Raw genomic sequence first — 22,358 nt, 5'->3', positions numbered from 1 at the left:
GCTTCTTTTCCGATTCACCACCTCGTCCTCGGGCCCGCTGGTGAGCCGATCGGGACGAAGCGAAATTGAATGCTACCTGCCGGGACCGGCCGCCTGCTGCCTCAATAGGGCGCCTGCACCGGCCCCATGCCGACATAAACCGTCTTCAGCTCCGAATAGTGCTCCAGCGCGGCCAGCGAATTTTCGCGTCCGAAGCCGGATTGCTTGGAGCCGCCGAACGGGATTTCGACAGGGCAGAGATTGTAGGTGTTGATCCACAGCGTGCCCGCCTCGAGCTGGTCGACGACGCGATGGGCGCGCGTCAGGTCTGATGTGAAGACGCCGGCGGAGAGGCCGAATTCCGTCGCATTGCCGCGAGCGATCACCTCGGCCTCGTCGTCGAAGTCAAGCACGCACATGACGGGGCCGAAGATCTCCTCGCGGGCGATCGTCATCTCGTCGGTGACGTCGGCAAAGACCGTCGGCTGCACGTAGTAGCCTTCGCCGGAGACGTTGTTGGGGATGCCGCCACCGGTGACGAGGGTCGCACCCTCGGCCTTGCCCTTCTCGATGTAGGAGAGAACCTTGTCGCGCTGCGCCCAGGACACCATCGGCCCGAGTTGCGTCGCCTCGTCCATCGGATCGCCGATGGCGATCGCCTCGGTGCGGGCTTTCAACCGCTTGAGGAATTCCGCCTTGATCTTCCGCTGCACGAAGACGCGTGTGCCGTTCGAGCAGACCTGGCCGGTCGAATAGAAGTTGCCGAGCATGGCGCCGCCGACGGCGCTGTCGATATTGGCATCGTCGAAGACGATTAGAGGCGACTTGCCGCCGAGCTCCATGGTGACGTGCTTGAGGCTGCCGGCAGCGGCCGCGGCGACCTTGCGGCCGGTCGGAACCGAGCCCGTCAGCGACACCTTGGCGACATCAGGATGGTTGACCAGCAGCGGTCCCGTCTCGCGATCCCCCTGGATGACATTGTAGAGCCCCTTCGGCAGGCCCGCCTCATGAAGGATCTCGGCAATGGCAAGGGCCCCAAGCGGTGTGTTTTCCGACGGCTTGAAGACCATGGCATTGCCGGCGGCGAGCGCCGGTGCACCCTTCCAGCAGGCGATCTGCTGCGGATAGTTCCAGGCGCCGATGCCCACGCAGACGCCAAGCGGTACACGCTTGGTGTAAGCGAAATCGCCACCGAGCGGGATGTAGGAGCCATTGAGGCCGGCAGCTGCAATGCCGCCGAAGAACTCGAAGCTGTCGGCGCCTGATGTCGGGTCGGCGACGATCGTTTCCTGGATCGGCTTACCAGTATCCAGCGTCTCCAGTTCGGACAGCTCGCGATTGCGTTCGCGAATGAGGTCAGCGGCGCGCTTCAGGATACGGCCGCGCGCCGTCGGGCTCATCGCAGCCCATTCCGGCTGGGCGCGCTTGGCCGATGCGATCGCCTTTTCGACGATAGCAGGGGTTGCCGCGTGCAGCCGGGCGATGACTTCGCCGGTTGCCGGATAGATGCTTTCGATGACGCTGCCCGCGTCATCCTCGACATATTCGCCGTCGATGAAATGGGAGGCTTTCGGCTGGGCTCTGAGGGTCACTGAATCTGTCCTTTCGCAAGGGCGGCAAGCTGTGAATTGATATAGTCTTCGGTAAGCGCGATCGATGCCTCGATGCTGACAGGCGCCGACCTCAGACTTTGGCGGATGTAGAGCCCGTCGATCATCGCAGCCGCGCCTTCGGCAATGCGTTCTGCGGCATCGTAAGGGCAGAGCGCTTTCAGGTTGGCGATGAGGTTCGACTGCAGACGGCGGGCATAGATGACAAGGAAGCGCCGGGTTTCCTCGGAGCGCTGCGCCTCGGCGTAGAAGGCCAGCCAGGCGGCGATTGTTGCCGGCGCGAACTGGTCTGCCTGGAAGCTGACGCGGATGACGGCGGAGAGCTTCTCGCGCGGTGCGTCAACCGCCTTCAGCGCAGTCACGACGTCGTCGCGCAGCTGCTTGAGGAGAGAGCGGACAGTCTCGATCAGCAGTTGTTCCTTGCTGCCGAAGTAATGATGCGCCAGCGCCGGCGACACACCGGCCTGCCGGGCAATTTCGGACATGGTGACAGTCAGCGAGCCGTGATCGCCGATCACGCGCAGCGCGGCATCGACAAGCGCCTTGCGGCGAACCGGCTCCATTCCGACCTTGGGCATCGCATCACTCCATGAAGATGCCATCCAGCATAATTTTGATTGACTGATCAATCAATAAAAATCTGGCAACACTTCCAGAAGGCTAACCTCTTCCAATTCCGCGATTTTGCGGCATATTCTTTTACCAACCAGGAGGTGTGCCATGGCAGATATTTCTGATCGACTGGGTTTTTCGTCGCTGCAATCGAAATGGGGTTGGTTCGCGGCACTTGGCGTGCTGCTGATCGTCTGCGGCTTTATCGCGTTGGCAAACGTCGCGCTCGCAACCGTTGTCTCCGTCTACTATGTCGGAATCCTGATGCTGGTCGGCGGCGTGGTCTACCTGATCCACGCCTTTCAGGTGAGAAGCTGGGAGCAGGCGCTGGTTTGGGCCTTGAGCGGCGTTCTCTATCTGCTGGCCGGTTTCTTTGCCTTCGAGAATCCCCTTCTGGCATCGGCCGTGTTGACGCTGTTTCTGGCGATCGCCTTGCTCGTTGCTGGCGTGTTCCGAATCTGGGTCGGCTGGCGCATGCGCCCCGTGAAAGGATGGGGCTGGGTCCTTGTGAGCGGTATCATCACGGCGCTGGCTGGCGTGGTTATTGCGCTCGGATGGCCGGTCAACAGCCTTTGGATCCTGGGACTTTTCCTCGCCTGTGACCTTCTGCTGCAGGGTTGGTCGATGCTCGCTTTCGGTCTTGCGGTCCGTCGCTGACTTATGCCCGCAATTCACAGGCAGACATCACGGACTGTTTCCTTTTTGACAAGTATGTGAGTGGGGTCTAAAATTTCGCCCAATAAGAGGCAGCCGAGGCGGCGGCGTCGGCAATGCCGTGGACGGGTTAATCCGTCTCCCAGAGGACAGGGACTGTCCGACGAGGCAAAGGGAGGAATCTCATGCCGATGGTTACCGTATCCATTTCGCCGCTGCAGGCTGCGGATATCCGCGCCGCTGTCGACAATGGCACCTATGCGTCAAGCAGCGAGGTTGTGCGCGAGGCCCTGCGCATGTGGGAGGCCGCCCGCAAACTCGGCGGATGCCCCGAAGGCGCCTTCGATCAGAGCGGCGTCTCCCGGGGTGGCAAATGCGTCGCTGACATGTTCGCCGATCATGAGGCTGAGAACAGGCATACAGCCTGACCAAGCCATTGATTGATCGATAAAATTCGATCGAAAATGGACGTGGTTTCACAAAAGTTTCATATTCGGGAAAGGGTTCGTTGATCCTTCTCCGCCAGTTTCCCTGCGCAAAACAATAAGACACAGTGGAGATTGGCATGTCTTTGGCTGCCACCGTCGATCCGGCGCTTGTTCGTCGCTACGCCAGCGATCAGATCGTGACCCTTGCGAAACTCGTCATCGAGAACGCGTTCCAGCCCATCGTGGAAGCAGGGACGGGAGTGGCGTTCGGCTATGAATCGCTGATGCGCGGGCAGGAACGCATCGGCTTCAACTCCCCGATCGAAATCCTCGACGAGGCTCACAAGAACCAGCAGCTTCTGCAACTGGAGCAGATGGTGGCAAGCCGTGCGCTTGCGAAGTTCGCAACGCTGCCGCACTTTTCCAGTTCGACACTGTTCCTCAATCTCGATGTTCGGCTGATCCCGCATGGTGAGCGCCTGGTGGAAGGCCTGCTGCAGCACCTGAAGCTCGCCAATATTCCTCCGTCTTCCATCTGTTTCGAGTTTTCCGAACGCTTCGACAATACTAGCGTGCCCGAATTTGCGGCGCTCGTATCGCTTCTCCGCAAGGCCGGCTTCAAGCTGGCGATCGACGATTTCGGTGTCGGCCACGGCGAGATGAAGCTGCTCTGCGACCACCCGGTCGATTACCTGAAGATCGACCGCCATTTCATCGCCGACATCGACAGCAGCCCGCGCAAGCGCCATCTTCTGAAAAACATCGTCCACATCGCCCATGTGCTCGGCACTCGCGTCATCGCCGAGGGCATCGAGACGGAGGCGGAATTCGTCGCCTGCCGCGAGTTCGGCGTCGATCTCGTCCAAGGCTGGTTCGTCTCCCGCCCGACCACCCATGTCACCGAGTTGCAGCCGTCGTTTCCGCACCTGTTGGACCTCGGCAAGAGCAAGCGAAATCCGCAATCGCTCGACGAGATCCTGATCCGCAAGCAGATCGAGATGCTGCCGACAGTCTATGAAAACGACACGATCGACAGTGTCTTCGAGCTGTTCCGCCGCAATCCGCAGCAGGCGTTTTTCCCGGTGCTGAATGCGAACGGCGAGCCGCGCGGTATCCTGCACGAACGCCATCTGAAGGAATACATCTACCAGCCTTTCGGTCGCGACCTCCTGAAGAACAAGGTCTACGAGCGAACGATCTCCCACTTCGTCGAGATGGCGCCGATCGTCGGGCTTGATTCCGATACCGAACAGCTAATGGCGATCTTCGCCAACATGGAAGGCACGAACTGCCTGCTTTTGACCGACAACATGCGCTATGCGGGTGTCGTGTCAGCCGCCTCGCTCATCAAGGTCATGAATGAGAAGAAGCTGAAGACGGCCCAGGACCAGAACCCTCTGACCGGACTGCCGGGCAACAGGGCGATCCGCGACTTCATGCGCGAGTCCAGCCTCGATGGCGACGAGAAGCGTCACTTCTGCTACTGTGATTTCGACAACTTCAAGCCGTTCAACGATGCCTATGGCTTCCATCTCGGCGACCACGCGATTTCGCTCTTTGCCGCCCTCATGCGCCGCTATTTTTTCGCCGAACGTCATTTCCTCGGGCATGTCGGCGGCGACGATTTCTTCATCGGCGTCCGCGGCTGGGCCAAGGAAGAGCTGACAGAAATTCTCGACCGCCTGATCAGCGATTTTCACGAGGATGTGCTCGGCCTCTATTCCGATACGGATTGCGCCGCTGGCAGCATTCGCGGCCATGACCGCGCAGGCGTCGAGGCACTGTTCCCGCTGATGCGCTGCTCGATCGGCGTGCTGGAGCTACCGGAAGGTCTTGTCATCGACGACACCAATCGCGTCAGCGCCGAAATTGCTCACATTAAGGCCGAGGCTAAGGAAAGCGAGGAGGGGCTCGTCTTCCACCTCCTGGGCGAGACGAATTGACGCCATCCGTTCTTCCTGCCTTCTCAAATCCGAAGCGCTGGACTATCTCACGTGCTTTCGGAACGAGGAGACCGGACCATGTCTTTGCCCACGCAGATGCGCTTCATCGACCTGCCGAGCTTCGGCGCGCCTGAAGTGATGCGGATTGCCACCGGACCCTTGCCGATACCGGGCGAGGGGCAGCTTCTTATTCGCATCGAGGCGATCGGCGTCAACCGGCCCGACGTCGCTCAGCGTCAGGGCACCTATCCCCCGCCCAAGGACGCAAGCCCGATCCTCGGACTTGAGATGGCGGGCGAGATCGTTGCCGTTGGCGCTGGCGTCAGAGATTTTGCCGTCGGCGACAAAGTCTGCGGCCTGACGAACGGCGGCGCATATGCCGAATATTGCCTGCTGCCCGCCGGCCAGGCGCTCCGTTTTCCGAAAGGCTACGATGCGGCCAAGGCGGCCGCCCTCCCGGAGAACTACTTCACCGTCTGGGCCAACATGTTCCAGATGGCCGGGCTGACAGAAGGCGAGAAGGTCCTCGTGCACGGCGGCTCGAGTGGTATCGGAACGACCGCCATCCAGCTTGCGCGGGCCTTCGGCGCTGAGGTCTACGCGACCGCCGGTTCGCAGGAGAAATGCGACGCCTGCGTCAGGCTCGGTGCAAAGCGGGCCATCAACTATAAGACCGACGATTTTGCAGAGGTCATCAAGACCGAGACGGGCCACGGTGTCGATATCATCCTCGATATGATTGGTGCTGCCTATTTTGAGCGGAACGTGGCATCGCTTGCGAAGGACGGCTGCCTCTCGATCATCGCCTTTCTCGGCGGCGCTGTCGTGGAAAAGGTCAATCTAGCGCCGATCATGGTCAAACGGCTGACGATCACCGGCTCGACGCTGCGCCCGCGCACGCCTGAGGAAAAGCGCGCGATCCGGGACGATCTCCTTTCCCAGGTCTGGCCGCTTCTCGATGAAGGCAAGCTTGCGCCTATTATCGATACCGTCGTTCCTTTCGAGGACGTCGCCAAGGCGCATCGGCTGATGGAAACGAGCGGTCACATCGGAAAGATCATGCTGCGGATCTAGGCCGGTCGCGGGACCGGTCGGGGGGCTCTTTCAAGGAACAGCAGTAGGCCAACCGAAGCGAGACCGACCACGGCGGCAAGCAGTGCTGTGCCTGAATATCCTGTGAAGCCGGTCCCGGCGGCGAAGATCGACGCACTGATGCCGTTTGCGATGAACGTGTTGACCGAGACCAGCGAACTGCCGAGTCCCGGGCGATCGGCAATCAGGTCCTGCAGGTAGGTGATCGGTACGCTGAGGATGGCTGCAGCACCGCAGGCGTTGACCAGCACGAGGGCATAGATCTGCCAGGGCGCCGAGGCAAAGCTCAGCAATATCAGATACAGACAATAGATGAGCGCTCCGAGCGCAAGCACATGCACGTTGCGGAAGCGCCGCTGCAGCGCGCCCCACATCAGCATGAACGGCATTTCCAGGAAGGCGACGAGGCCGGCCATGAAACCGACATCGACCACCGTGCCGCCTGCGGCATCGGTAATGATCAACGGCGAAACGACACTGTTCAACCGCTGCAAGCCGAGCAGCAGCGCCATGAGGCAGACCCTCACCAGCACATGAGGGGAAAAAATCCTGCCGAGCGACGAGAAAAAGCCGATATTCAGGGAAGGGGAGGCTGCGCCCGCCGGCGCAGGCTTGGCCACGAACAGGTAGAGGCAAAAGCAGGTCAGGCTCGCGAGAGCCGCAATGCCATAGGCCGGTGTCATCGATTGCGAATTGATGAGGTACAGGCCGATCAGGCCAGGCGCCAGCGCCCAGGAGCCCGAGAACAGCGCGCGAACCGTGGACGTGATCGCTGCAGCCTTTCCGCGGTCCATCGTGTTCGTCGTCGCGCGGATACTGGCAAACAGGATCGAATAGGTGGAATTGCTGATGGGGATCAGCACCAATATGCCGAACATGAAGACTGCGGCGGTGCGGAATTCGTAGATCATTCCGAAGCCGAGCATGCCGCACACCGACAGCGCCAGCACCAGCGGGCGCCGATCGCTGAGCCCGTCGGACCAGATGCCGAGCGTCAGGCTGGTAGAGACGTTGACCAGCGCCGCAAGGAAGATCAGCCCGGAATAGCTGCGGTCGGACAGGCCGAGTTCGTTGATGCCGATGATCGATTGATAAGGCATCGTCGAGGCATAGGTGAAGGCGAGCGCAACCAGCGTCAGCGCTGGGACGCGGATTTGACGATCGCGGAGGATGGACGAAAAAGCGGATGGCATGGCGTGATTCCCGATGCCACTGATATAAACCAGTAGTGTGCTTTCGAATAACCAGAGTTTGTGATGGCAGCGGTCAAATCACGTGATGGGTGGTCCCATGCCGTGATCGCGGCCGGTCGACAAGAGCCGATCCGCCCAATCGCTGGGATGGAAACGAGCGGTCACATCGGCAGATCATGCTGCGTCTATGACCGCTCGCACGTCGCTCACCGGGCCTGCCGTTCGGCGGGCGACGAGAGGGTCAGAGACGTTGCGACCGCGATCAGGCCTGGAAGGGCCATCAGGACGTAGAGCCAGTGGGCAGCCGAGACGCTGCCGGCAACCCCGCCAGGGTTCACCAGTCCGGTGCTGTTGACGATCACACCGGCGACGGCGGCGCCGAAGGCGCTGCCGAGGGACTGTACCGTCGAGATCGCGGCCGAGGCCTTGTCCTGTTCGGAGTTATCGACAAGGCTCAGGACCTTGGTCACCAGATGCGCCCAGCCAAGGCCAACACCGAAACCCATTAGGAACATGCCGATGACAGCCGGGCCGAGAATGGCTAGGTTGCCCGATTGGTTATCCGCTGCGAGGAAGATGGTCAGCGAGGCAACCGCAATCATCTCGATCACGCAGCCGGCGGCGATCGCGGCGCTGGCACGCTTTTCGGACAGCGTTGCGCTGAAGAAGGCGGCAAAGGTCCAGCCGAGCGCGACAAGGGCGGTCAGATAGCCTGACACCAGCGGCGTCACGCCATGCAGGGCCTGCAGGAAATAGGGTATGTAGATGTCGCTTGTGAGCACCAGCAGTAGCACGAACATCGTCAGGTAGACACGTGCCACAGGCTTTGCGAGCGTGACCGCGCCTGTCGGGAGGAGACGGTTCCTGCCGCGCCGTTCGACCGATAGCATGGAGACGATCGCGACAATCGATGCTGCAATCAACAATGCTTTGAAGCTTGTCACATCGATCGTTCCGGCAATGCTGACCAGCATCACGGCGGCAAGCAGCAAGGCAATCTGCAGGATCGGGGTCTTGCCATGGGCGCGGTCATCCTCGGCGCGTGGCAGCAGCCAGGGCGCAAGCGACGCCATCAGCACGCAGAGCGGGACGAGCACCATGAAGGCGTGGCGCCACGCGTTGCCTTCGGAAAACAAGCCGCCGAGGCTGGGTCCGACCAGGGTCGAGACACCCCAGATGGCGGCATAGAGGGTTGATGCCTTCTGCCACAGCGGCTCTGGGTAGGCGAAGCGAATGAAAGCATAGGCAAGCCCGGCAAGAATACCGGCGCCGAATCCCTGTACCGTACGCCCGGCCAGCACAAATGGCATTGCCGGGGCAAGCGCGCAGACCAGGCTGCCGGTGCCGAAGATGAGCGCGCCTGCGACGTAGACACTGCGCAAGCCGATGCCTTGAGGACGCGTCGCGACAAAGATCGACCCCAGGACCGCAGCGGCAACGAAGAGCGTCGTCATCCATGACAGCAGTTCGAGCCCGCCGATGTCGCGCACGATCGACGGCGCGATTGTCGCGGTGATGTAGGTCTCAACCGCGTAGAGGGTGACGCCACCGCCGAGCATGAGTGTCGCGGGCAAAAGCGGCGCGGAAAACAGGTGAAAGACGGATGGCCTGTCTGCGGAAATCTCTTCAATGCCGGTCATGTCTAATGCCTTGTGTGCTTCCCGGGATATGCATTATTTTTGCAAGTTATTATTTGGAAAAAATACACGGCCATGTTATTAAAGCAAGTGCAAGCTTGGAAAAATAAATGAGACAATCCCCGGCCAACCGAATCCTGCTGCTAATCAAAACGGAAGGACCTCAACTTGCCGCGACACTCGGCTCAAAGCTCGGCATATCGTCGGAAGCCGCCCGTCAGCAATTGACGAAGATGGCGGAGGATGGGCTGGTCGAAGCAGTGAACGAAAGTGCGACCGGCAGGGGGAGACCGAGACAGCTCTGGAACCTGACCACAGCCGGCAACCAGACCTTTCCCGATGGCCATGCCGAACTCACAGCCACGATCCTGAGCACGCTGGTCGCGCAGCTGGGGACGCCGGCCCTGGATGCCGTCATTTCCGCCCGCGAAGCAGATACCCTCAAGCGCTACCGCAAGGAAGTCGACGCTGCCGACATGGAATCCCGTGTGCGGCAGCTCGCCGCCATACGCACCAGCGAAGGATACATGGCCGACAGCTGGGAAGAGGCGGACGGTTCGCTTCTGCTTGTCGAAAACCACTGCCCGATCTGCGCCGCCGCAAGCGTCTGTGCCGGTTTTTGCCGCTCCGAGCTGGAGACCTTTCGCGCCGTCCTCGGCGCCAAGGTCGAGCGCGAGGAACATATCCTGCTCGGCGCCCGCCGTTGCGCCTATCGCGTCACGCCGCCTTGAGCGGCGCCCCGGTACAGGAGTCGACGAAAGGCAATTGCTTTATCGACGCGACTCGCTATGCGTGACGCATCTGCCTACATGATCAGGACCAAGCCATGACCAATCCCGTCACCGTCGAAGTCACCCGAGGCTCGCTCGTTGAAAGCCGCCATCGCGGCGCCGTCGTTGCCGTGGATGGTGATGGAAAGATCGTGTTCTCGATCGGCGACATCGACGCGCCAACCTTCCCGCGTTCTGCCTGCAAGGCGATGCAGGCGCTGCCGCTGATGGAAAGCGGTGCTGCGGACGCCTATGGCTTCGGCGACAAGGAACTGGCGCTGGCCTGCTCCTCGCACAATGGCGAGGACGAGCATGTGGCGCTCGCCGCCGCCATGCTGGCGAAAGCCGGTCGAGATGTCGAAACGCTGGAATGCGGCGCTCATTGGTCCTCGAGCCAGAAGGTGCTGATCCACCAGGCGCGCACGATCGACAAGCCGACGGCATTGCACAACAACTGCTCCGGCAAGCATGCCGGCTTCATCTGCGCTTGCTGCCATCAGGACATCGATCCGAAGGGATATGTCGGCTACGACCATCCGCTGCAGGCCGAAATTCGTGGCGTCATGGAAAGCCTGACAGGTGCGGCGCTTGGCCATGACAATTGCGGCACGGATGGCTGCTCCATCCCGACCTACGCCGTTCCCCTGCGTGGCCTGGCGCTTGGCTTTGCCAAGATGGCGACCGGCAATGGCCTCGAGCCGCTCCGCGCCAAGGCTTCCCGGCGGCTGTTTGATGCCTGCATGGCCGAGCCCTTTTATGTGGCCGGAACCGGCCGTGCCTGCACCGCGCTGATGGAGGCCGCACCTGGTCGCATCTTCGCCAAGACGGGGGCCGAGGGTGTCTTCTGCGCGGCGATCCCCGAGCAGGGAGTCGCGATAACAGTCAAATGCGACGACGGCCATTCGCGTGCCTCCGAGGCAATGGTTGCCGCCGCCCTCAGCCGATTCTTCGGCAAGGAAGATGCGATTCGCGCGCGCCTGGCCGCCATGGCGACCGTCCAGATGCACAATTGGAACGGTATGCATGTTGGTGATATTCGCGCGACGGCTGCGTTGACTGCATAAGCCGTTCCGGAACGGGACAGTCTCGCTGCGAAAATAGAAGTTGCTAATGTATGTGAAACTACAGCCCACGAGAACGGATGCGGTTTTTGTGGGCTGAGTTACCCTTTTGCCCAGTACATCGAACGCCATGAGGGCAGGATATGTTTGCGGGCCGCTATCTTTGGTGGATGTTGATCGCCATCGCGATCTTCCTCTTCTTCACCATGTGTTTTGACTACGTGACCTGGCTGACGGTCGTTTCGTCCGGCTGCGCGCGGATCGCCGGCTCCTGTGGGCCGATCATCGTCACCATGACCGGTTCCATGAAACCGTCGGGCGTCTACCTAGCGGGGGGCATCATCCTCGTCGTGACGCTTGCCCGCATCCACTATCTGTCGATGAACTGGATCTGGGGCGTGATTGTCGCAATCTGGTTCGTTGCATCGGCGCCGTTTCCGCTGCTCCTCGCCAACAGCTGGACCGGCCAGTTGAAGCCGGAGGCCGTGCTGGATGGGCTGCCGGTGGCGTTCCTGTTTTTTGTGATCTTCTGCGCCTATATCGGCTGGTCGTTTGAAGAGAGTGGCGCGCGGCCGTTTGGTGCGTGGCGTGCGCTGCGCGCAATCATTTCCGTCACCGCCGTCTATGGCGCGCTATTGGCGCTGTCGGAAGCACCCGCCTTCGCGACCATCCCGGGTCGTGTGCTTGGCGAGATGCGGCTTTCGACGTCAATTGCTGCGCTACAGCCCGGATTGCATGACGTCCTGACCCTCTGGGCCGGCCGCGACACGTTCGCCTATATCGTCTTCGCTGTCTTTGTCGTCGGTCTCGCTGCGAGCCTGTTGCCACAGAACCTCGAGGAACTCAGGGCGCGCTTCGTCCCGCCGTTCATGCCTCGAGGATCTCGGCAGTAAGATTGCGATAGGGCTCTATGGCTGCCGCTGGGATATCAGAGGCGACGATCAGCCCCGATACGCCTGAGATCGGAAGGACCTGGCAGGGAGAGACGTGGTCGAACTTCTCCTCCGTTAGCGGCACGTAGGTTTCGGCCGCGCAGGATGCGATGTGCCGCTTGATGGCCGCCTCCTCGAAGTCGCCTGTCGACAGCCCGTGTACGGGATGCACAGCCGTCACGCCGAGAAAGAACATACCCGGCCGAAGCTGCGAGATCGCGGCCATCGCAACGGCGCCGACCGCGACCATCGAGTGCTTGTAGAGCTTGCCGCCGATCAGGATGACGCTCGCCGTCGGGTGGTGTTCCAGCTCCGCAGCGATCGTCGGACTGTGCGTCGCGACCGAGAACGCAAAGTCGCGCGGCAGTTGCCGGGCAATCTCCGCCGTCGTCGTCCCGCCATCCAGAAAGATCAGCTGCCCGGGTTGCACGAGCGAGGCGGCCTTTCGTCCCAACCGCGCCTTCGCCTCGGACGAAACACTCTTTCGCGTCGAGAAATCCGGCAGCTCGGGCGCAACAGGCATCGCCCCGCCGTGAACACGCTTCAGCAAACCTTCCGCCGCCATCTCCCTGAGGTCGCGGCGGATCGTGTCCTCCGAAAGCGAGAAGTCTTCGGCGACACGTTTGGCAATCACCTGGCCGTCTCGCCTGAGAATATCGAGGATCAACGATCTGCGCTGGGTCGTAAGCATGCCTTCATCCGTATTTGCACGAATTATCGTGAAATTGCACGAAATGAATCGACAATCAAGAAATATCGTGCAGTTATCGGCCATCTCGTGCATGAAGCCGAGGGAAATGGAGCTTGATGATGTTGATCTTGATTGCTGGTCCCTACAGGTCCGGAACCGGGGATGACCCGGAAAAAATGGCTGCCAATCTGCAGCGGCTGGAGCAGCCCTCGCACAGGCTGTTCCAGGCGGGCCATGTACCGATGATTGGGGAATGGGTGGCGCTCCCCGTGTGGAACGCGGCCGGCGGCAAGGCTGTCGGCGATGATCTCTACGAGGAAATCTTCCACCCCGTTGCCGGCCGCCTGCTGCAGCTTTGCGATGGCGTGCTGCGGCTTGAGGGCGAATCGAAAGGCGCCGACAATGATGTTCGCATCGCGCGCGAACGCGGCATCCCGGTCTGGCACCGGATCGAGGATGTCCCCGGCTGTGCTTGAGGCAGGCTGACTTTTAAGAGGCCGGCTCGCCGGCCTCGATCTGTGCGTTTGCGGAGAGCCGCGCTATAAAGTCAGCATCGAAGGGAGTCGATCATGCTGACACTGTACTACGCGCCGCATACCTGCGCGCTCGCAAGCCTCATTGCGCTGGAGGAGTCCGGCCTGCAGTTCAAAACGAAGAAGCTGAACTTCGCCGAAGCGGAGCAGCGTTCTCCCGAGTACCTGGCGATCAATCCCAAGGGCAGGGTTCCCGCTCTGGTGACGGATCGCGGCATCGTTACCGAAACGCCGGCAATCCTCGCCTATATCGCTCAGGTCGCCTCCGCCGCGCAATTGGCCCCGCTTGATCCTTTCGAGTTCGCTCGCATGCAGGCCTTCAACAATTATCTTTGCTCGACCGTGCATGTGAACCACGCGCACGGCCGCCGGGGCAGCCGGTGGGCCGATGATCCGACAGCCCATGAAGCGATGAAGGCGAAGGTGCCGCAAACCATGGCCGAATGCTTCGAGATCATCGAGGCGAAGATGCTGGAGGGCCCCTGGGTCATGGGCGAGTACTATTCGGTCGCCGATCCCTACCTCTTTGTCATGACCGGCTGGCTGCGGTCCGATGGCGTCGATCCGGCCCGCTTCCGGAAAGCGACGGCGCACTATGCGCAGATGATGGAGCGCGCGGCCGTGCTGCGGGCATTGGAACGCGAACAGGCTTAAACAGACGTCGCCCGGCTGCCGGGCACATCAGCCATGAAAATTCGCGGTAAGCCGCTTTGGCGCGCGGAACCGCCACGCGCCGATCAGCCGTTCCTTCAGTTCGGCGTCGCTGATCATCGCGGCGTGCAGGGGCATATACGGCCAGCCGATATAGTGGGGTGTCTGATAGTAGATCTCGGGCGCCATCTCGATCAGCCGTTCCTTGTCGTCGATCGAGATGCAGAGCACGATGGTCTCGTTGTTCTTGACCGCCGCGAATGATTTGCCGCCGACTTTCAGCGCCGGGTTACCGTAGGACGTGCTCTCCTCGACGTCAGGCAGATTGGCTTCCGCCGAAAGACGCTTGAGGCGCGCAAAGATCGTATCGACACTGGTCATGTGAGCCCGCTCGAAACTGAAGCGGGCCAAGACTAGCAGATTTTACCGGGCTATGCGCACTTTGCGAGCTGTAGCGGTTCCTGCTCGGGCGCGCGTGGTTGCGGGCCGAGCGGCAGGTCTGCCAACGCCGTCGGTGACATGCGGGCCAGATCGGGATGGTAGAGCGGATCCCGCTTGCTGTCCGCGCTGTAGGGCGGTTCGATTGTTTCCACGCTCAAGAAAAACTTTAGTATTTGCATGGCGCGCCTCGCTTCTTCCAGAATGGCGAACGGAGCATCTGCTCAACACAGGCGGATTATCGCGGGCGGCCAGCCAGGTTTCAATTGAGATTACCAATCTCTCGGTATAGAAAAACTATATGAGAAACCTGAACTCGGTTCACTTGAACGGATTGCGCGCGCTCGAGGCTGTCGGCCGGCTTGGCTCCCTGCAGGCCGCCGCCGAGGAACTGGGCGTCTCCATCGGCGCTGTCAGCCAACAGGTCATCAAGGCCGAAGCGCAGCTCGACCACGTGATCTTCGAGCGCACGCCAAAAGGCATGGTCGCGACTGAGGCGGGCACGCGCCTGCTGGCCGGCCTGACCGAGGGCTTCAATGCGCTGTCGCAGGCCGTCGCGACGACGCAGCGGCGGGACGACAGCATTCTGACGATCTCTGTGGCGCCGGTCTTTGCCGCGCGCTGGCTTGTCTATCGGCTCGATCGCTTTGCCGAACGGCATCCTGAGATCAGCGTGCGGATGGATGCCACCACCCGGCTCGTCAATCCGGCGCTCTGCGATGTCGATGTCGGCATCCGCGTCGGCAACGGTCAGTGGCCGGACGTGAAGGCCGAACTGCTGCTGCAGCAGCAGGTCTTCCCGGTCTGCTCGCCCGCTATGGCGGCGCGACTGCACGAGCCCGCCGATATACTGTCGCTGCCGGTGGTCATCGACGGTCGCGCCATGTTCACTTGGGAAGTGTGGATGCGAGAGGCCGGATTGTCGAGCGCGACGCTTGAGACGCGCCACGTCTTCAACGATGCCTCGCTCTGCCTCGATGCGGCTATCGCAGGGCAGGGCGTCATGCTCGCCTGGCAGACGCTCGCGGACTTTGCCCTGCAGCAGGGGCAGCTGGTTGCGCCTTTCGGCATTCGCGCGAAAACCGGCTTCGGCCACTATTTCGTAACGGCCGAAGGCGCGCGCGAACCCAAGAAGGTGAAGGATTTCAAGGCCTGGATCCGCGAGGAAATGGCCGGCACCCTCAAGCTCTTTCCCTGATCAAACCGGTTCCTGCGACCGCGTCGCCTGCATCGCGATATAGGCCGGACGTGACTGGCAGCGCTTGATCCAGGCGCTGACATTGGGATGGGCGTCGAACAGCGCCTGTTCCGTCTGCGCGTAGCGAAGAACTTCCGCGATATTGAGATCAGCTGCGGTGAAGCGGTTGCCGACGACGTATTCGTTGGTCGCCAAGTGCTTCTCCAACGTCGCGAACGCTTTCTTCAGCGATCGGACGGCGACGCTGATCGTTGCCTTGCCCTCGTCGCTGTTTTGCTTCTCGTCGTCGTAGACATAGACGATCTTCACCGTATGCGGCTCAACCTCGGTGGCCGCCCAAATGGTCCACATCGTCATCAAACCGTCTTCCGCGACGGTTTTGCCGGCCAGCGGTCCGCCATGCTTGCGGGCGAGGTAAAGGGTAATGGCAAGCGACTCATGCATGACGAGGTCGTCGTCCTTGATGCTGGGGATGAGCGCCATCGGATTGACCGCCAGGAAATCAGGCGACAGCGTATTGATAGGCGCATCGGCGGCAAGCGGATTGGCAAGTCGCCTTGCCTGAATGACCCGCACGGACTCGAATTCGAGACCCAGTTCCTCAGCCATCCAGTAAACGCGCGAGGCGCGCGAGCGATAAACTCCGTAAATTGTCAGCATGTCGATGTCCCCCTTGTTCGGCTGGGCGCAGGGTAGGAGCCGAAGCGTCGCAGCGGAAGCGGCCAAGCCTTATGAATCGATGAAAGCTTTTGATGCTTTTCAGGAGATGCGGTTGCGCTCGACCGTCAGCTGCGCAAAGCGCGAGGAGCCTGTAGTCGCCAGTTCGCCCGACACCTTCCTGTCCCATTCGAAGCCGAGGACGGCGCCACCGGGCGTTTCCTGAAACACGTTGTCGGTGATGATGGCCGCGCCTGCACCTTCCGCCACCGAAACCGCGCAGCCGATCGGGGCCTTGCGGATGATATTTCCGGTCACGACGAGGTTGCGCAGATAGGGACCCCAGCCGAGCTGCATGCCCCAGCGTGGCGCACCTTCGATGATGTTGCCGGAGACCAGTGTATCCGCCTCGGCGGCAATGCCGATGCCGAAGCCGACCTCGTGCTCGTAGGGACCCTTGAGCGTCAGGTTACGCACGACGTTGCCGGTCACGCTGGCCAGCCTGCCGCCCTGGTCGAAATTGGCGATCGAAATGCCGTTCGCCGCGCCGTCCACCAGGTTGTTGGAGACGACGGCGCCCACAAACTCAAACTCGACATAAACAGCCGTCTCGCCGGAGCGCTGGCATTGGTTGCCGGTGATCTGGATATCCGAGGCCGAATTGGCGCGGATGGCGGTAAAGGCGCAGTCCGACACGTGATTGTTTGCGACCATGACGTTGTCGGCGCGGAAGATGTTGATGCCGTTGCCGTTCTGGCCGGTGCCGCCGTCATTGGCGTTGATCCGGTAGATGCGGTTGCCGTTGACGACGCTGTTATCAGCCGCCTTCGTCCAGCGATGCAGGAGAATACCGCCATTGCCGCAGTCGAAGACCTCGTTGCCGGTGATCGAAAGCCCGCTGGATTCGACGGCATGGATGCCAGATTGTCCGGCGCCCGATATGCGGCTGCCCGTGATCCGGCCACCACATCGCTCCAGTCGAACGGCATGTTTGCGGCTGTTGGCGATCTCGCAATTGTCGATGATTACCTTGGCGACGCCGGTGAATTGCAGCAGCCCGCCGGTATCATCACCGAGCGAGCGATTCTGCCCGTCGATGATGATGTTCGAGAGTTCGATGTGCTTGACCTTCTCAGCGCTGAAGAGGTTGCCACCGCCGGTGTAGACGATGCGCGATACGCCGGGAACGCCGGTGATGCGCGTATTCTCCCGCAGTACGAGATTGGAAGCCTTGTAGGTGCCGGGTGGCAGGAAAACCGGTGCGTTCTCCGCCGCCGCTTGGTCGATCATCTTCTGCAGGCTGACGCGCTTGCGGTCCGGCGCGCCTTGCGTTGGCTGGTAATCTGCCGCGTCGATCGCGCCGCGCACGCCACCATCGCGCGTTGTCGCGAAGCTGCGCGATGCCATCAGCGCGAAGGCGGATGCTCCGGCGAGGCGGAGCAGGTCACGACGGGAGGTTAACGGACTTTGCTTCATTTCGACCGCCCTGCAGGAAACGTGCCAGCGCGCCTGTTTCATTTTGGTACAGATAGGCATCTTCCCGTTGCCCACTGGCCCTTCCGCTCTTTCCCGCTATCTTTGCAGGCATGAGACCAGATGCCTTGCTCTATCCCGCCCCCGAGGGGCTCTATTGTCCCGAGGGAGGATTCTATGTGGATCCCGTGCGGCCAGTCGAGCGAGCCCTGATCACCCACGGCCATTCCGATCACGCGCGGCCCGGCCATGTAAACGTGCTCGCGACGCGCCAGACGCTCGACATCATGCAGATCCGCTATGGCGACGGCTTCTGCGCAAGCGAACAGGCTGCCGCTTTCGGCGAGGAGATCCTGATCAACGGCGTAAAGGTCAGCTTTCATCCGGCCGGACATGTGCTCGGTTCGGCACAGATCGCCATCGAGAAGAACGGCACCCGCATTGTCGTCTCGGGCGATTACAAGCGGCGCGCGGACCCCACATGTGCCGCCTACGTGCCGGTGCCCTGCGACGTCTTCATCACCGAGGCCACCTTCGGGCTGCCGGTCTTCCACCATCCCGATCCCGTCGATGAGATGGGCAAGCTCTATGCCTCGCTGCGGCAATTTCCGGAGCGCACGCATCTGATCGGCGCCTATGCGCTCGGCAAGGCGCAGCGTGTCATCCGCATGCTGCGCGATACCGGCTATGACCAGCCGATCTATATCCACGGCGCGATGGAAAGGCTCTGCGACTACTATGTGGAACAGGGCATCGACCTTGGTGAGCTTCGCCCGGCGACCATCGAGAGCCGCGACAAGTCCACCTTCAAGGGAGCCATCGTCGTCGGCCCGTCCTCCGCCTTCGCCGACCGCTGGGCGCGGCGCTTCAATGAGCCGCTGCCAGCATTCGCCTCGGGCTGGATGATGGTGCGTCAGCGCGCCAAGCAGCAGGGCGTCGAACTGCCGCTTGTTATCTCCGACCATTGCGACTGGCCGGAATTGACGGAGACGATCAGTGATCTGCGCCCCGAGGAAGTGTGGGTGACGCATGGCCGCGAGGAGGCGCTGGTTCGCTGGTGCCAGTTGCAGGGCATCAAGGCCCGGCCGCTTCACCTGGTCGGTTATGAAGACGAGGCCGACTGATGAAAGCATTCGCCGACCTGCTCGACCGCCTCGTGCTCACCCCCAGCCGCAACGGCAAGCTGAAATTGCTCTCCGATTACTTCCGCGACACCCCGGATCCGGATCGCGGCTACGGTCTTGCCGCCATCGCTGGCACGCTCGAAGTGCGAAACGTCAAGCCGGCCATGTTGCGCGAGCTGGTGCTGGAGCGGATGGACGAAGTGCTCTTCCGCTATTCCTATGATTATGTCGGCGATCTGGCCGAAACCATCTCCCTTGTCTGGGACGCCGAGAAGGACATTGAACGGTCGGCGTTCGCCCAGCCGCGCCTCGGCGATGTTGTCAGGCGGATGAACGCGCTCGGGCGCACCGAGGTTCGCAGCTTCGTGCGCGACCTGCTCGATCGCCTGGACACCTCAGGTCGCTTCGCCTTCATCAAGCTCGCGACCGGGGCGCTCCGCATCGGGGTCTCGTCCCGCCTGGCGAAGCAGGCGCTCGCCGATATGGGCGGCCGCGACGTGACCGAAATCGAAACACTCTGGCATGGTCTGCAGCCTCCCTACGAACCGCTGTTTCGCTGGCTGGAAGGGCAGGGCGACAAGCCGGTGTTGGCGACGCCGGCGATCTTCCATTCCGTCATGCTCGCCAATCCGGTGGAGGAGGGGGATCTCGATCAGCTCAACCCGTCCGACTATGCCGCCGAGTGGAAATGGGACGGCATTCGCGTGCAGCTGTCGCGCTCCGGCGACACGCGCAAGATCTACTCGCGTTCCGGCGACGATATATCGGGCGCGTTCCCCGATATCGTCGATTCGATCAACTTCGACGGCGTGATGGACGGTGAGTTGCTTGTTGGCGGAACCACCCGTTCGAACAGCCCGACGCGTACCTTTTCGGATCTGCAGCAGCGCCTGAACCGCAAGACGGTGACGATCAAGATGCTTGACGAGTATCCGGCCTTCATCCGTGCCTACGACCTGCTGTTCGATCGGGAAGAGGACATACGCGGCCGCTCCTATGTCGATCGCCGCGCGCGTCTTGCGGAGGTCATCGATCATGCGCCGCACGACCGTTTCGATCTTTCGCCCCTGGTCGAGTTCTCGTCGTGGGATGAACTGGATCAACTGCGGTCGTCACCCCCGGATCCTGTCATCGAAGGGGTGATGATCAAACGCCGCGACAGTGTCTATCAGGCCGGGCGGCTGAAGGGTCCGTGGTTCAAGTGGAAGCGCAATCCCTATAACGTCGACGCCGTGCTGATGTATGCGCAGCGCGGCCACGGCAAGCGCTCCAGCTATTATTCGGATTTCACCTTCGGCGTCTGGACCGAGACGCCGGAGGGAGAACAGCTAGTGCCTGTCGGCAAGGCCTATTTCGGCTTCACCGATGCCGAGCTGGAACTGCTGGACAAGTTCGTTCGCAACAACACGACGGAGCGCTTCGGCCCGGTGCGGGCCGTCAGGGCGGATAGGGATTTCGGTTTTGTTGTCGAAGTCGCTTTCGAAGGCATCAATCGCTCCACCCGCCACAAATCGGGCGTTGCGATGCGCTTCCCGCGGATCTCCCGCCTGCGCCCCGACAAACCGTCCTACGAGGCGGATCGCCTCCAGACGCTGGTCGCCATGATCGATGCCAAGGGCGAGCAGTAGGTATTTCTGACGCAAAACGCCGCAGGACCACCGTTTTCAACACAACGTGTGTTGGCGGCCGCACGCTTCCGGTGCAATTTTCGAATCGCCGGGAACCATGGAAGTGTGAAATGACGTCAGACGAAGGTAATTCTTTTCTCCGCCAGCGCCGCACGGTTCTTGCAGGCCTGGCTGGAGCCCTCCTGCTCCCGCGCATCGCAAGCGCATTCGAGGTTCCGGAGGTGCCAAGACTGATCGATCACGATTACGCCAAGGTCCGCAAGCGCTTCCATACCAAGCTCTTGCAGAAGGGGCCAGCTCCCGACAAGTACGAACCGCTCGACGCTCCGCCGGAAGGTGAGAAGATCTTCTATCGTTCGGGTTACGGCGGCGAACTGGAGTTGGTCGCCTGGGTTTCCAGATACAAGCGCGGCAGCAAGCCGAAGCCGGGCGTGCTGTTCCTGCATGGCGGCAACGCGATGGGGCTTGGGCATTGGGTCCTGCTCAAGGCCTATGTCGATGCCGGATTCGTGGTGATGATGCCGTCGCTGCGCGGCGAGAACGGCCAGATGGGCAATTTCTCGGGCTTCTACGACGAGGTCGACGACGTGCTCTCGGCCGCCGACCGGCTGCAACACCTTCCGGGCGTCGATGCCGATCGCCTGTTCATTGCCGGCCACAGTGTCGGCGGCACGCTGACCATGCTTGCGGCGATGAGCAGCCACAAGTTCCGTGCGGCGGCACCGATCTCCGGCAATCCGGATGCCTTCCGTTTCTTCAATCGCTACCCGCAGGACATTCGCTTCGACGACAGCAACGCCCACGAGTTCGAAGTCCGCAGCGCGCTCTGCTATGCCAAGAGCTTCAAGTGCCCCGTCCGCGTCGTTCACGGAACCGAAGAGGCGCATTTCAATGACCGCGCCGGTCTGCTTGCAAGCCGTGCCCGCTCCGGCGGGGTCCGCATCGAAACGGATACGGTGACCGGCAACCATACGTCGGCGCTGCCGGCGGAGATCGAGCAGAGCATACGGTTCTTCCACGGCGTCGCGGCCTGATCGTGGTCTGACATCCATGCGAGGCTGACCGGGTGACCAGCCTCGCGCCAGCCGCAGGTGTCATCCTCGCCGCAGCTATACGTCTCGCTGTTGTCGATGAGGGTGTTTTATGACTGTTCTCAGCCGGGTGTCGCCATTTGCCGGGCTTGCGGCCGCTGCTCTTTGCCTGAGCGGCTGCAACATCCTTGTCCCGGATACCGGTGCCACCGATCCCGCCCGCTTCGTGCAGGAAACGTCGCCCGTTTTCTATAATGGTGTGGATCCGATGCGCGTCAAGCCGCTGGATACTCCGGTCCCGCAGAGGCCGGGTGTGCCGCCGACAATCTATAACCAGACCTATGGTATCCCAGGCGCGAATTTCAGCCGGACCTACGGCCTGCCGGTCACCAATCCGGTGAATGGCGCCATGTATGGCCAGGTGCGCGATACCGACTTTACGCTGCCGGCCATACCGGTCAGCCGCATCGATCCGCAATATCTGCGGCAGGAGGTCGACTATCCGACCAACGAGAAGCCCGGCACGATCATCGTCGACACGAAAACCAAGCACCTTTATTTCGTCGAGCCGGGCGGCAAGGCGATGCGCTACGGCGTCGGCCTCGGCCGTGAAGGCTACGCATGGTCCGGCCGCGGCGTCATCCGGTGGAAGCAGAAGTGGCCGCGCTGGACGCCGCCCGCCGAAATGGTCTCGCGCCAGCCGGATGTCCGGGCCTTCTCTGCGGAGAACGGCGGAATGAATCCGGGCCTCGGCAACCCGCTCGGAGCGCGCGCGCTTTACATCTTCAAGGACGGGCAGGATACACTCTACCGCATCCACGGCACGCCGGATTGGCAGTCGGTCGGAAAGGCCACGTCGTCGGGATGCGTGCGCATGCTGAACCAGGATGTGGTCGACCTTTATGACCGCGTTCCGGCAAAGGCCGAAATCGTCGTGATGTAGTCGCGCAACAGCTCTGGTGATATCGTCTCGCGGCAGACGGACACGACTTCGTGAGGTGGTGGTTTATTTAACGTATGGCG

At 61.5% G+C, this 22,358-nt stretch carries 23 protein-coding genes; 14 read left to right on the top strand and 9 right to left on the bottom strand.

Features of this window, described 5'->3' with window-relative positions; all coding sequences use genetic code 11:
• Positions 1-101 precede the first annotated feature (101 nt).
• Both betB and betI read right to left on the bottom strand, forming a co-directional pair.
• Entirely contained in the window at positions 102-1,571 is a 1,470-nt protein-coding gene (gene betB, locus IB244_RS11900) for a betaine-aldehyde dehydrogenase (protein ID WP_192241150.1), read from the bottom strand.
• Positions 1,568-2,167, bottom strand: coding sequence for a transcriptional regulator BetI (betI, locus tag IB244_RS11895; RefSeq protein WP_018116475.1), 600 nt, complete (start codon positions 2,165-2,167; stop codon positions 1,568-1,570). Before betI ends, betB begins: the two co-directional genes overlap by 4 nt.
• Positions 2,168-2,309: 142 nt before the next feature.
• On the opposite strand from betI, the gene IB244_RS11890 reads away from it, so the two are divergent.
• From IB244_RS11890 to IB244_RS11875, 4 genes are all read left to right on the top strand, one after another.
• Positions 2,310-2,858: an HdeD family acid-resistance protein gene (locus IB244_RS11890; protein ID WP_018858468.1), complete on the top strand. Its 549-nt coding sequence runs from the start codon at positions 2,310-2,312 to the stop codon at positions 2,856-2,858.
• A gap of 182 nt (positions 2,859-3,040) precedes the next feature.
• Entirely contained in the window at positions 3,041-3,283 is a 243-nt protein-coding gene (locus tag IB244_RS11885; RefSeq protein WP_112660907.1) for a type II toxin-antitoxin system ParD family antitoxin, read from the top strand.
• A 137-nt stretch (positions 3,284-3,420) separates the two neighbouring features.
• Positions 3,421-5,226, top strand: coding sequence for a GGDEF domain-containing protein (locus IB244_RS11880; protein ID WP_192304329.1), 1,806 nt, complete (start codon positions 3,421-3,423; stop codon positions 5,224-5,226).
• Between the two features lie 78 nt (positions 5,227-5,304).
• Entirely contained in the window at positions 5,305-6,300 is a 996-nt protein-coding gene (locus IB244_RS11875) for an NAD(P)H-quinone oxidoreductase (RefSeq protein ID WP_192304327.1), read from the top strand.
• Here the strand turns inward: IB244_RS11875 and IB244_RS11870 are convergent.
• Positions 6,297-7,511: an MFS transporter gene (locus tag IB244_RS11870; RefSeq protein ID WP_192241152.1), complete on the bottom strand. Its 1,215-nt coding sequence runs from the start codon at positions 7,509-7,511 to the stop codon at positions 6,297-6,299. The genes IB244_RS11875 and IB244_RS11870 overlap by 4 nt on opposite strands.
• 206 nt (positions 7,512-7,717) lie before the next feature.
• Positions 7,718-9,151, bottom strand: a complete 1,434-nt coding sequence (locus IB244_RS11865) for an MFS transporter (protein WP_169683897.1) — start codon at positions 9,149-9,151, stop codon at positions 7,718-7,720.
• 107 nt (positions 9,152-9,258) lie between these two features.
• Between IB244_RS11865 and IB244_RS11860 the strand changes: the two genes are divergently transcribed.
• The 3 genes from IB244_RS11860 (at position 9,259) to IB244_RS11850 (ending at position 11,872) form a co-directional block, all read left to right on the top strand.
• A complete protein-coding gene (locus IB244_RS11860; protein ID WP_169683896.1) occupies positions 9,259-9,879 on the top strand; it encodes a metalloregulator ArsR/SmtB family transcription factor in 621 nt (206 codons plus the stop codon).
• 95 nt (positions 9,880-9,974) lie between these two features.
• On the top strand, positions 9,975-10,982 hold the full coding sequence (locus tag IB244_RS11855; RefSeq protein ID WP_192304325.1) for an asparaginase: 1,008 nt from the start codon (positions 9,975-9,977) through the stop codon (positions 10,980-10,982).
• 140 nt (positions 10,983-11,122) lie between these two features.
• Positions 11,123-11,872 carry a hypothetical protein gene (locus tag IB244_RS11850; protein WP_192304323.1) on the top strand — a complete coding sequence of 250 codons (750 nt, stop codon included), beginning with the start codon at positions 11,123-11,125 and terminating at the stop codon, positions 11,870-11,872.
• Here IB244_RS11850 and IB244_RS11845 read toward each other — a convergent pair.
• A complete protein-coding gene (locus IB244_RS11845; protein ID WP_018858459.1) occupies positions 11,847-12,602 on the bottom strand; it encodes a DeoR/GlpR family DNA-binding transcription regulator in 756 nt (251 codons plus the stop codon). The genes IB244_RS11850 and IB244_RS11845 overlap by 26 nt on opposite strands.
• 119 nt (positions 12,603-12,721) lie before the next feature.
• Between IB244_RS11845 and IB244_RS11840 the strand changes: the two genes are divergently transcribed.
• Positions 12,722-13,078, top strand: coding sequence for a hypothetical protein (locus tag IB244_RS11840; protein WP_026371959.1), 357 nt, complete (start codon positions 12,722-12,724; stop codon positions 13,076-13,078).
• Between the two features lie 93 nt (positions 13,079-13,171).
• Positions 13,172-13,789 (top strand): glutathione S-transferase family protein, encoded by a 618-nt coding sequence (locus IB244_RS11835; RefSeq protein ID WP_018859635.1) that lies wholly within the window; start codon positions 13,172-13,174, stop codon positions 13,787-13,789.
• Between the two features lie 27 nt (positions 13,790-13,816).
• Here IB244_RS11835 and IB244_RS11830 read toward each other — a convergent pair whose 3' ends face one another.
• Entirely contained in the window at positions 13,817-14,167 is a 351-nt protein-coding gene (locus IB244_RS11830; RefSeq protein WP_192304321.1) for an MmcQ/YjbR family DNA-binding protein, read from the bottom strand.
• A gap of 50 nt (positions 14,168-14,217) precedes the next feature.
• On the bottom strand, positions 14,218-14,385 hold the full coding sequence (locus tag IB244_RS11825) for a hypothetical protein (RefSeq protein WP_409564059.1): 168 nt from the start codon (positions 14,383-14,385) through the stop codon (positions 14,218-14,220).
• Positions 14,386-14,525: 140 nt separating this feature from the next.
• On the opposite strand from IB244_RS11825, the gene IB244_RS11820 reads away from it, so the two are divergent.
• Positions 14,526-15,422 (top strand): LysR substrate-binding domain-containing protein, encoded by an 897-nt coding sequence (locus tag IB244_RS11820; RefSeq protein ID WP_192304319.1) that lies wholly within the window; start codon positions 14,526-14,528, stop codon positions 15,420-15,422.
• On the opposite strand, the gene IB244_RS11815 is transcribed toward IB244_RS11820, so the two are convergent.
• Positions 15,423-16,082: a glutathione S-transferase family protein gene (locus IB244_RS11815; RefSeq protein ID WP_112824472.1), complete on the bottom strand. Its 660-nt coding sequence runs from the start codon at positions 16,080-16,082 to the stop codon at positions 15,423-15,425.
• A 99-nt stretch (positions 16,083-16,181) separates the two neighbouring features.
• Positions 16,182-17,555: a TIGR03808 family TAT-translocated repetitive protein gene (locus tag IB244_RS11810; RefSeq protein ID WP_192304317.1), complete on the bottom strand. Its 1,374-nt coding sequence runs from the start codon at positions 17,553-17,555 to the stop codon at positions 16,182-16,184.
• 110 nt (positions 17,556-17,665) lie between these two features.
• Here IB244_RS11810 and IB244_RS11805 point away from each other — a divergent pair, with 110 nt between their 5' ends.
• From IB244_RS11805 to IB244_RS11790, 4 genes are all read left to right on the top strand, one after another.
• On the top strand, positions 17,666-18,676 hold the full coding sequence (locus IB244_RS11805; RefSeq protein WP_192304315.1) for a ligase-associated DNA damage response exonuclease: 1,011 nt from the start codon (positions 17,666-17,668) through the stop codon (positions 18,674-18,676).
• Complete coding sequence (locus IB244_RS11800; RefSeq protein WP_192304313.1) at positions 18,676-20,304, top strand: cisplatin damage response ATP-dependent DNA ligase; 1,629 nt, start codon at positions 18,676-18,678, stop codon at positions 20,302-20,304. The genes IB244_RS11805 and IB244_RS11800 overlap by 1 nt, the downstream gene beginning before the upstream one ends.
• 110 nt (positions 20,305-20,414) lie before the next feature.
• Positions 20,415-21,338, top strand: a complete 924-nt coding sequence (locus IB244_RS11795) for an alpha/beta hydrolase family protein (protein WP_025662365.1) — start codon at positions 20,415-20,417, stop codon at positions 21,336-21,338.
• Between the two features lie 109 nt (positions 21,339-21,447).
• Positions 21,448-22,278 (top strand): L,D-transpeptidase, encoded by an 831-nt coding sequence (locus IB244_RS11790; protein WP_192304311.1) that lies wholly within the window; start codon positions 21,448-21,450, stop codon positions 22,276-22,278.
• The last annotated feature ends 80 nt before the right edge of the window (positions 22,279-22,358 follow it).

Source organism: Rhizobium sp. RHZ02 (assembly GCF_014851575.1).
Taxonomy (GTDB): domain Bacteria; phylum Pseudomonadota; class Alphaproteobacteria; order Rhizobiales; family Rhizobiaceae; genus Rhizobium; species Rhizobium altiplani.
This window is presented reverse-complemented; position numbering and strand designations above follow the sequence as displayed.